Here is a 10,370-nt window from a genome sequence, read left to right as displayed (position 1 = left end):
CACGTCAATATGGGTCAGAAAACTCTTGCATAACGGACGGTAACCACAGAAGAATACCCTGTATGATCGCGGTGCCTAAAATGCCATACACTGTTCCGCGTACTGTGCTGCCCACAATATGCAGGTGCCGCCCGGCCTGATGCCCCGCAATACGCACCATAACGGCCTGCACCGTATCCCATAACATGGGGCCACTGAGCCAAAAAAAGAAGGCAATAAACAGCGCCATAACCAGATGCAGGGCGCCATTGGCCATGCGCATCAACACTTCAAGAAGAGATTGAATAATCTCTCCCGCATAGGGGCGCAGTTCATCCCCCACAGAGCTGATGTTGCGGCTCCAGCGCTCCCAATGGTGGCTGATATCCGGCCCAAATGCCGGCAGCGATGCAATCCAATGGGGCAGGGGTGGAAGTTCATGAATAGTGCCAACAAATGCCATAATCTGCCGCGCCCAACGGGGGCCGGATGATACACAGGCAGATGCCAAAAACGCCAACGGCAACACCACGCCCACGGCACACAGCAGCGTCATGGTCAGGCTGGCGGCGTTTGGCCCCATGCGGCGGCGCAAATGCTGAAACAATGGCCATGTTGTATAAGCCAGCACACCCGCCCACAGCAGAGCGGAAGAAAAGGGTGCAAGCACCAGCACGCACCCATACGTAATGCCGCCTAAAAGCAGCAGCCGCATGATGCGTTCGGTAGAAGCGGGCTGACCAGTTGCCATTCAGCCATTAAATCATGAAATCTGGATTTTGTCTGGTGTGAAAACAAAACTTCTCCATGCACACTTAACATGCCGCACCATGATGTTTTGTTTGCCAGCCAGACAGGGCTGTGTGATCTTTGCCGCAGAATATTCAAAATAACAGTAGGTCAGGCAGCCGATATGTCACCTCTTATTTCCACACAAAAACTGGCCGAAATGCTTGGCACCTCCGGCGTGCATGTGCTGGATGCAACTGCCCTTTTGCCGGGAGAAACCTTTAACCCGCAGCAAAGTTTTGCCGCAGCACATATTCCCAGTAGCCGGTATTTTGATATCGAACTGTTTTCTGACCCAGAAAGTGCGTTGCCGCATACAGCTCCCTCCGCCGCGCGGTTTAGCCACCTGTTTGGCAGGCTGGGTATAACGGCACAGGATACCGTGGTTTTTTATGATCAGGGCAATGTGGCATCGGCTTGCCGCGGGTGGTGGTTAACACGCCTGTTTGGGCATGAACGCAGCTTTATTCTTGATGGCGGATTACCCGCATGGGTGCGTGATGGACACCCAACAGAAGCTGCTGCTCCTACCGCGGCATTGCCAGCACCTTATCAGCCACGCACATGCTACACGCATATTGTGGGGCTGGGGGACATGCTGGATATTGTGAAACACGGCTCACATCCCATTCTGGATGCCCGCAGCACTGCCCGTTTTTATGGCGAAACTCCAGAACCTCGGCCAAATGTTGCCTCTGGCCATATGCCCGGTGCACGCAATATGCCTTATAAAAACCTGCTGAATACAAAAGGGCAGTTTTTGCCCCCAGAACAGTTGCGCGCGCTCTTTGCACAAGCAGGCGTTACGGAATCTGATACTCCCATAACCACCTGCGGCTCCGGTATGACAGCTGCCGTGCTGACGGCAGGTCTGGCTATTGCCGGGCTCAATATGGGTGCCTTGTATGATGGATCCTGGGCAGAATGGGGCAGCTTCCCCAATGCGCCCGTAACAGTGGAACGCACAGCATGACAGACGCAAACAAAGTTTCCGCCGGCTGGCTTAAACTTGCATCTTCCCTCAGCCATGTTGCCCGCCCACAAGCAACAGAAGCAGGCACCTACGTAAACCTGCCACTGGAACGTGGCTCTACCGTTGTGTTTCCTTCTCTGGATGCCATGCAACAAACTGGCCGCAAGCGGTATGAGCATGTCAGCATTTATGGGGCTATGGGCTCGCCCACCCAGCATGAGCTGGAAAAAGCCATTGCCACCATAGAAGGGGGTACGGACACGCAAGTTGTCTGTTCTGGTCTGGCAGCCTGCACCACGCCGCTTCTGGCTTTTCTCAAAGCCGGCGACCACTGCCTGCTGGCAGATAACGTATATGGCCCAACCCGGCGCTTTGCAGAAAATATGCTCAAGCGCTTTGGAGTGGAAATTTCATATTTTCCACCCTGTGCAGCTGCCGCAACCATAACAGCTCTTATGCGTCCCAATACGCGCGTGGTGTTTACAGAAAGCCCCGGCAGCCACACGTTTGAGGTGCAGGATGTTGCCATGTTAGCAGAAATTGCCCATGCGCATGGTGCCTTGCTATTTTTTGATAACACATGGGGCTTTGGTATTTTTGCGCCATTCAAACATGGCGTGGATGTTTCCATTCAGGCGCTTACAAAATACCCGGCAGGCCATTCTGATGTAATTGCGGGTGCCGTTACTGTTGCCGATACGCGCCTGTGGCATACATTGCGCGATGCCGCCATTCAGATGGGGCAGGTGGCTGGGCCGGATGAATGTTGGCTTACCTTGCGCGGCCTCCGCACCATGGGTGTGCGGTTGGCTCAGCAGGCAAAATCTGCCTTGCACATTGCCAAATGGCTGCAAACCCGGCCAGAAGTGGCTCGCGTACTGCACCCTGCATTACCGGAATGCCCCGGCCATACATATTGGAAGCGTGATTTTACCGGTGCAGGCAGCCTGTTTGGTGTTGTGCTGAAAGCCGATTACACAGTGCAGGACATGCAGCGCATGATTGATGCCCTGAAGATGTATGGCATTGGCGCATCTTGGGGTGGGTATGAAAGCCTTATTCTTCCGACCACAGGCGGCATTACCCGCAGCAGTGAATCCCCCGTGCAGAATGGACCTGCCTTCCGCCTTCAGATTGGGCTGGAAAACCCGGATGATCTGATTGCTGATCTGGAACAGGGCTTGCAGGTTCTTAAAAGCGCCTGACCACTTTATTCTACCAGCCGGGGTTAGTTAGCAGAACCCCGGCTGCGATAGGTAGCTGCTTCTGCCACATGCTGGGGCTGAATATCCAGCTCTCCAGCAAGATCAGCAATGCTGCGTGCTACGCGTAACATGCGTGTATAGCCGCGTGCAGAAAACCGAAATCTGGCCGCTATGGCTTGCGCCATGTTTTGCGCTTCTGCCGATACACACAGATCTTCCAATGCGGCTTCTGCATTTTTACGCGCACCTTGCCGCTCTGCCTGCATCTGGCGCGCACACCGCACGCGTTCAGCTACTGTTGCGCTGTTTTCTCCCGGTGGGCCTGCCATATACCCCAAGGGTTCATAGGGCTGCATGGCAAGATGCATGTCTATTCTGTCCAGCAAGGGGCCAGAAAGACGGTTCATGTAATCCTCACCACAGCGCGGGGCTTTGCGGCACTCTCGGCTGGCATCGCCCAGATATCCGCAACGGCATGGGTTCATGGCCGCAATAAGCTGGAAGCGGGCAGGGTAGGTAACGTGCACGGCCGCCCGCGCAATGCTGATCTGGCCGATTTCTAACGGTTGCCTTAGTGCTTCCAAAGCGGAGCGGGAAAATTCTGGCAATTCATCTAAAAACAATACACCCCGATGCGCCAGGCTGATTTCACCCGGCCGCGCACGGGCACCTCCGCCCACTAAAGCGGGCAAACTGGCCGAATGGTGCGGATCACGAAAAGGCGGACGCCTTATGGGCCGACCACCTACCAGCAAACCCGCCGCACTATAAATGCGCGAAACATCCAGACTTTCTGCCACCAAAAGATCAGGCAATAGACTAGGCAAACGCGCAGCCAGCATGGATTTACCTGCACCCGGCGGCCCACTGAGCAACAGGGAATGTCCGCCTGCCGCTGCAATTTCCAGCGCACGGCGGCCCGTTTCCATCCCGCGTATATCCGCCAGATCGGGTTCAGATACCGGTTCATCTTCCTGCGCAGAAAACTCTGGAGGAGATAAAACCTGTAATCCGTTGAAATGATTGATAAGTGCCAGTAGATCTGGTGCGGCCAGAATGGAAATATCCCCACCACACAAGGCTTCCTGCCCTTGTGCCGCAGGGCACACCAAACCCAAATTCATGGAAGCGGCTTCTAGGGAAGCAGAAAGCACACCCGCAACCGGGTTAAGCCGTCCATCTAGGGAAAGTTCGCCCAAAGCGGCATAACGCGCCACTTCCTCGCCCGGTATCACGCCCATAGCTGTTAGCAACGCCAAAGCTATGGGCAGATCGAAATGCGATCCTTCCTTGGGAATATCCGCAGGAACAAGATTAACCAGAATACGCTTGGCTGGCAGGGCAAGCCCGATGGAAGTGAGTGCCGCACGCACACGTTCGCGCGCTTCTGCTACGGCTTTATCTGGCAGGCCAACCATTAAAAAGGCTGGTAAACCGCTAGAAATTTGCACTTCCACCCAAACGGGGCGGGCTTCTATGCCGCAAAAGGCAAAGCTACGGATGCGGGAATTGAGTATTCCCGCCCCGATAGACACGCTTATTTACCTTTGTAAATCAAACGTGCGCGGATTGTGCCTTCCATGCCACGCAGGTCTTGAAGAAGACGATCATCCAGTTCCGTGTTGCCGCCGGTATCGGCTTCAATCACCACGTAACCGATTTCTCCATCCGTCTGCAGGAACTGCGCCGTAACGTTGCAATCTGCATTCATGAAGATTTCGTTCAGGCGCATCATCATGCCCGGCACATTGCGGTGCGCGTGCATAAAGCGGGTGCCACGTGGGCTTTGCGGCAACTGAACGCCTGGGAAGTTCACGGAACCAAATGTGGAACCCACATCGGAGTATTCCACCAGCTTGCGCGCCACTTCCACGCCAATGCGTTCCTGCGCTTCCACGGTAGAACCACCAACGTGTGGAGAAAGGATAACGTTATCCAGCCCCTGCACAGGTGTTTCCAGCTTGTCGTTCGGGCCTTTTGGTTCCTTGGGGTACACGTCAATAGCCGCACCCAGCAGGTGGCCGCTTTCCAGTGCTTCTGCCAGCGCATCCAGATCAACCACGTTGCCGCGTGCATTGTTGATGAGGAAAGAGCCTTTCTTCATCGCCTTGATCTGGGCTTCACCCATCAGGTTCTTGGTTGTAGGCAACTGCGGAACGTGCAGGCTCACAACATCGCTCTGCGCCAGCAGGTCTTCCAGCGTTTCTACCGGCAGCGCATTCCCGTGGCCCAGCTTGTCCACCACATCGTAATACACCACGCGCATGCCAAAGGCTTCTGCCAGCACGGAAAGCTGGGAACCAATGGAGCCATAGCCGACAATACCCAGCGTTTTACCGCGTACTTCCCAGCTATTATGGGCGGATTTGGACCACTTACCTTCATGACATTCTACAGAGCGTGGGAAAATGCGGCGCATGAGCATGACAATTTCGCCCATCACCAGTTCCGCCACGGAACGTGTGTTGCTGTAAGGTGCGTTAAAAACGGGAATACCGTTCATACGTGCAGCTTCAAGATCAACCTGATTGGTGCCGATGCAGAAGCAGCCAATGGCCATAAGCCGGTCTGCGCCATCCAGCACTTCCTTGGTCAGCTGCGTGCGGGAACGGATGCCAACAATATGCACACCTTCCAGCGCCTCTTTGAGGGCATCGCCCTCCAGCGCGCCTTTATGACGCACAACGTTTTCATAACCGCTGGCTTTAAGAAGGGCGACGGCACTATCGTGGATACCCTCCAGCAGCAGAATGCGGATCTTGTCCTTGGGGAGAGACAGGTGCGTGCTTGTGCTCATGTGGAACCGACCAAATAGCTGTTGTGCCGAGCGGCAGACCTATCTCAAAAACTACAAAATTGATAGGGCCGCCGCATGAGAGATAAAGAAAAGATACCGAAATCTAGCGATCTGCCTGCAATGTTGCCACGGCCTGCTGATGCAAAGAGGCCGAGCCAGCCGCCAGTACTGTGCGGTCTCCATCCATCCGTAAGGGCGTGCCATCCCATGCTGTTATCACGCCGCCTGCGCCTTCAATAACGGGCACAAGGGCAGCCCAATCCCACGGATTCATGTCACATTCTGCTATCAGATCAATCTGCCCCAAAGCCAGCAGGCCATAGGCGTAGCAATCTCCGCCCCATGTCATGCGTTTGGCGCAGGCTTTCAAGGTTTTCCAGCCGGTGTGCGGGGCCAGTTCCAGCATTTCTGGGGATGTGCAGGACATTTCTGCGGCTTCCAGCGCCACGTTCTTACGTGTGGCAGGCCGACCGCCCAACGGTGATGAAAACTGCGTAGGCTGACCTTTCACACCCAGCCAGCGTTCATTCAGCACCGGCTGATCCAACAGCCCCAGCACCGGCACACCATGATGGCAAAGGGCAATCAACGTCCCAAACATGGGGCGCCCCGTTACAAAAGCCCGCGTGCCATCCACCGGGTCCAACAGCCATTGCCACGGAGCCTCTGGGTTTTCGTGGCCGAATTCTTCACCAAACACGCCGTGATCAGGCAGGCGTTCAGCCAGAATGGCGCGCATCACACGTTCTGCACTGCGGTCTGCAATGGTTACAGGGCTTGCATCCTTTTTATCATCCACCGCCACATCTCGTCGGAACCACGGACGCACAACCGTGCGGGCGGCATCTGCCATCATGGTGGCGACATCTGTAAAAAGGCCGAGTTCTTCCGAATGTGTCATGGTGTGCATCCTGCCTGTGCGGGCGCAACCTGCCCGCCGAGAGTGTGAAGAAATGCAATAACATCCGCCCGTTGGGCGGGATCTGGTATACCAGTGAGAGACATACGTGTGCCGGGCGCAAAGCGGGCAGGGGCCATAAGCCAATCCGCTAGCATCTGGTCTGTCCAATGCTGGCCTGCATGCTGCCGTAACGCCGCAGAATAGGTGTAGCCAGTGCATGATGCCACACCACGCCCAGCAACACCGGCTAGCGGCGGCCCGGCGTTTTCCGCGGCCCCACCAGCCAAGGCGTGGCACTGCGCGCAAACCTGCCTGACGGTTGCACCACCACGCTGCACATTGGCCTGCGCCATTAACGGAGCAATAGGTACGGGCTCTAACCCCGGCAAAGAAAAAGCAGGGCGGGCAGGGGCTGTATCTGGCACGGTGCTGCGTGCAGCAAACACACATGTTGCCAGCACTGCCGCACTAAGCACGGCGGAAACCGCTATTCTGTTCAGAAACCTGCCATCCATGCCCGGGAGGCACCTCGTTTTCTGCCGGTTGCGTTTACCGTGCAGCTTTCATAAACTGCGCGCCGCTTTCAACCGGCTATAGGACGAGCCGCTTTTCGGAGCAAGCTGATGGTCTCTTCTCTTGTTGTCATACCTGCCCGGCTTGCTTCCACTCGCCTGCCAGGAAAACCGCTGGCAGACATTGCTGGCCGCCCCATGGTGCTGCGTGTGTGGGATGCAGCCATGGCCGCCAATATTGGCCCGGTTGTGGTGGCCGCGGCGGATCAGGAAATTTATGATGCTGTAACCGCTGCAGGTGGCACCGCGATTCTGACAGACCCCGACTTACCTTCCGGGTCAGACAGAGTATGGCAGGCCACCCAAGCGTTTGATCCTGATGGTAAATATGACGTACTGCTGAACCTGCAGGGGGACCTGCCAACATTTGAACCACAGGCATTGCGTGCCGTTATGGATGTTATGGCCAACCCTGCGTATGATGTTGGCACACTGGTTGCGCCCGTAACATCGGATGCTGAAAAGAACGCATCTTCTGTGGTGAAAGTGGCCTGTGATTTTTCAGAGGACACGCAAACAGCGCCTGCGCTTTATTTTTCCCGCCAGCCTATTCCGTGGGGCAATGGGCCGCTATGGCACCATATTGGTGTATACGGGTGGCGCCGCGCTGCGTTGGAGCGATTTGTAGCTCTGCCACCATCTGGTTTGGAAAAGCGTGAAAGTCTGGAACAACTGCGGGCACTGGAGGCTGGCATGCGTATTGGCTGCACACGCCTTGCATCAGCGCCATTTGGGGTGGATACACCTGAAGACTTGGAACGCGCACGCCGTGCATTTGGAGCATAATTGAGGCATGACACAAAAGGTTATCGCCTTTCAGGGCACACCGGGCGCGTATTCAGATCTGGCATGCCGCAATGCCAAACCGGGGTGGAAAACCCTGCCATGCCGCACCTTTGCTGATGCCATTGATGCCGTGCATCTGGGCCGGGCCGAACTAGCCATGCTGGCGTGCGAAAACAGCTTGGCCGGGCGCGTGCCGGATATCCATTCTCTGTTGCCAGCTTCTGGCCTGCAAATTGTGGGAGAGCACTTTCAGCGGGTGGAACACTGCCTACTGGTTGTGCCCGGCACCCGTATGGAACAGGTGCGGCGCGTACATACGCACCCTGTGGCCTTAGGGCAGATCAGAAACCTGATCCGTGATTACAATCTGGAACCCGTAGCCGAGTTTGATACGGCAGGCGCTGCGGAGTTGGTGGCTCTATGGAAAAAGCCAGAAGAAGCCGCTGTAGCTTCTGCTCTGGCGGCAGAACTGTATGGGCTGGAAATTCTTAAAAAGAACGTGGAAGACGCAGACCACAACACCACGCGTTTCTATATTGCCTCCCGCACAGCAGACCGCCCACCGGTAGAAACCCCCAATGTGATGACGACGTTGATCTTCAGTGTCAAAAACCAACCCGGCGCGTTGTATAAAGTGCTGGGCGGGTTTGCCACCAACGGCGTAAACATGACCCGGCTGGAAAGCTACATGTCTGGTGAAACCTTTGCCGCCACCCGTTTTTTGCTGGATGTTGATGGACACCCAGATGATATACGGTTGAGCAAAGCACTGGCAGAACTTGATTTTTTTGCACAGAACACCACAATTCTAGGTGTCTACCCTCAATCGCCCTTCCGCCAGCATACTTCTCAGGATACGCCGCGCGCCATGCCGGCACATGCCATTTCAGGATAAGTGACTGCCCATGTCTGATACCTTTTTCTCCGGGTCCATTACCGCGCTGATTACCCCCATGAACCGGGACGGCAGTCTGGATTTTGCCTCGTTCGAAAAACTGGTGGACTGGCAGATCCGTGAGGGTACAGCCGCCTTGTGCGCTGTTGGCACAACGGGGGAAAGCCCAACCCTTTCTCATGCCGAACATCACGCGGTTGTGGAGCGTACCATTAAGGTATCGGCCGGGCGGGTTCCTGTTATTGCAGGCGCAGGTTCAAACAGCACATCCGAAGCTATAGATCTGGCACAGTATGCTGAAAAAGCCGGGGCAAATGCTGTATTGGTGGTTGCACCTTATTACAACAAGCCCACGCAGGAAGGGCTTTACCGGCATTACATGGCTATTGCTGATGCCATTTCCATTCCGGTTATTCTTTACAATATTCCGGGCCGTTCCATTGTTGATATCAGCGTGGAAACAATGGCGCGCCTGGCACGGCACCCCAACATTATTGGCGTAAAAGATGCCACAGCCAACCTGCTGCGCCCATTGCAGGTGCGCCGCGCCGTAGAAAAGCGTTTTAACCAGCTTTCTGGGGAAGATGGCACCGCCGTAGCTTTTCTGGCTGCGGGTGGTGATGGCTGCATTAGTGTAACCGCCAATGTGGCACCCGCTTTGTGCGCCAATGTGCAAAAGGCGTGGCAGCAAGGCCGCACGCAAGATGCCATTGCCATTCAGGACAAGCTCCTACCGTTGCATGATACGCTGTTTTGCGAGAGCAATCCGGCCCCCGCCAAATACGCCGCCAGTCTGCTAGGGCTTGCTGGTGAAACCTGCCGCCTACCGCTTGCACCGCTAACCGAACCTTCTCGTGAGAAAATACGCGCTGCTCTTGTTGATGTCGGGCTACTGAACTGATGAGCTCCAAATCTGGAAAATCTGCCAAAAGCTCCATGATCTCTCATGGCATGGTGGCGCAAAACCGTAAGGCGCGCTTCAATTACAATATTCTGGAAACCATTGAGGCCGGGCTCGTACTAAAGGGCGCTGAAGTAAAAAGCCTGCGCCTTGGCCGTGCCACCATTAACGAAGCCTTTGCTGGTGAACGCGATGGAGCGCTCTGGCTGTTCAACAGCTATATTCCCGAATACCAGGGGGGCGTTCTTTCTCGCTTTGATACGCGCGCCCCGCGCAAATTGCTGATGCACCGTAAGGAAATGCGCAAGTTTATAGGTGCTATTGCCAAGCAGGGCGCAACTCTTGTGCCTTTGAATGTGCATTTTAATGATAGAGGCTTAGCTAAAGTCACGCTCGGCTTGGGCGTCGGTAAGAAAAGCCATGACAAGCGCCAGAGCATTGCAGACAGAGATTGGCAGCGTGATAAAGCGCGCTTGATCCGGAACAAGGGGAAGGGAGACTACTAACCCCTCTTTTCCGTTTGCCTGTTTAAATATTCAATCAGCCAAGCATAAAAAAAACCCCGGCAAAAC

11 protein-coding genes are annotated in these 10,370 nt (G+C 55.3%); 6 read left to right on the top strand and 5 right to left on the bottom strand.

The genetic code is table 11. The features are described from left to right. Window positions 1–4: 4 nt before the first annotated feature. On the bottom strand, window positions 5–730 hold the full coding sequence (locus tag APA10_RS14220) for an AI-2E family transporter (protein ID WP_250697616.1): 726 nt from the start codon (window positions 728–730) through the stop codon (window positions 5–7). 69 nt (window positions 731–799) lie between these two features. Between APA10_RS14220 and APA10_RS14215 the strand changes: the two genes are divergently transcribed. Both APA10_RS14215 and metC read left to right on the top strand, forming a co-directional pair. Beyond that, window positions 800–1,741 (top strand): sulfurtransferase, encoded by a 942-nt coding sequence (locus tag APA10_RS14215; protein ID WP_003628836.1) that lies wholly within the window; start codon window positions 800–802, stop codon window positions 1,739–1,741. Next, window positions 1,738–2,946, top strand: coding sequence for a cystathionine beta-lyase (gene metC, locus APA10_RS14210; RefSeq protein ID WP_003628835.1), 1,209 nt, complete (start codon window positions 1,738–1,740; stop codon window positions 2,944–2,946). The genes APA10_RS14215 and metC overlap by 4 nt, the downstream gene beginning before the upstream one ends. 23 nt (window positions 2,947–2,969) lie before the next feature. Here metC and APA10_RS14205 read toward each other — a convergent pair whose 3' ends face one another. From APA10_RS14205 to APA10_RS14190, 4 genes are all read right to left on the bottom strand, one after another. Continuing rightward, complete coding sequence (locus APA10_RS14205) at window positions 2,970–4,481, bottom strand: YifB family Mg chelatase-like AAA ATPase (RefSeq protein WP_003628834.1); 1,512 nt, start codon at window positions 4,479–4,481, stop codon at window positions 2,970–2,972. A gap of 2 nt (window positions 4,482–4,483) precedes the next feature. Next, window positions 4,484–5,743: a phosphoglycerate dehydrogenase gene (gene serA, locus APA10_RS14200; protein WP_003628833.1), complete on the bottom strand. Its 1,260-nt coding sequence runs from the start codon at window positions 5,741–5,743 to the stop codon at window positions 4,484–4,486. A gap of 103 nt (window positions 5,744–5,846) precedes the next feature. Continuing rightward, the gene (locus tag APA10_RS14195) at window positions 5,847–6,644 is read right to left on the bottom strand and encodes an inositol monophosphatase family protein (protein WP_035365614.1); all 798 of its coding nucleotides are present in this window, start codon (window positions 6,642–6,644) and stop codon (window positions 5,847–5,849) included. Next, entirely contained in the window at window positions 6,641–7,159 is a 519-nt protein-coding gene (locus APA10_RS14190; RefSeq protein WP_003628831.1) for a c-type cytochrome, read from the bottom strand. The genes APA10_RS14195 and APA10_RS14190 overlap by 4 nt, the downstream gene beginning before the upstream one ends. A 108-nt stretch (window positions 7,160–7,267) precedes the next feature. Between APA10_RS14190 and APA10_RS14185 the strand changes: the two genes are divergently transcribed. From APA10_RS14185 to smpB, 4 genes are read left to right on the top strand one after another with little or no spacing between them, the layout of a single operon-like run. Then, entirely contained in the window at window positions 7,268–8,002 is a 735-nt protein-coding gene (locus APA10_RS14185; protein WP_003628829.1) for a 3-deoxy-manno-octulosonate cytidylyltransferase, read from the top strand. Between the two features lie 7 nt (window positions 8,003–8,009). Then, entirely contained in the window at window positions 8,010–8,897 is an 888-nt protein-coding gene (locus APA10_RS14180; protein WP_003628827.1) for a prephenate dehydratase, read from the top strand. A 10-nt stretch (window positions 8,898–8,907) separates the two neighbouring features. Beyond that, entirely contained in the window at window positions 8,908–9,798 is an 891-nt protein-coding gene (gene dapA / locus APA10_RS14175; protein WP_003628825.1) for a 4-hydroxy-tetrahydrodipicolinate synthase, read from the top strand. Further along, on the top strand, window positions 9,798–10,304 hold the full coding sequence (smpB, locus tag APA10_RS14170) for an SsrA-binding protein SmpB (RefSeq protein ID WP_003628823.1): 507 nt from the start codon (window positions 9,798–9,800) through the stop codon (window positions 10,302–10,304). Before dapA ends, smpB begins: the two co-directional genes overlap by 1 nt. Window positions 10,305–10,370 lie beyond the last annotated feature (66 nt).

Origin of the sequence: Acetobacter pasteurianus subsp. pasteurianus LMG 1262 = NBRC 106471 (assembly GCF_000285275.1) — a bacterium.
In the GTDB taxonomy this organism is placed as follows: Bacteria; Pseudomonadota; Alphaproteobacteria; order Acetobacterales; family Acetobacteraceae; genus Acetobacter; species Acetobacter pasteurianus.
The sequence above is the reverse complement of the archived record's forward strand: the minus strand, read 5'-3'. Positions and strand labels throughout refer to the sequence as shown.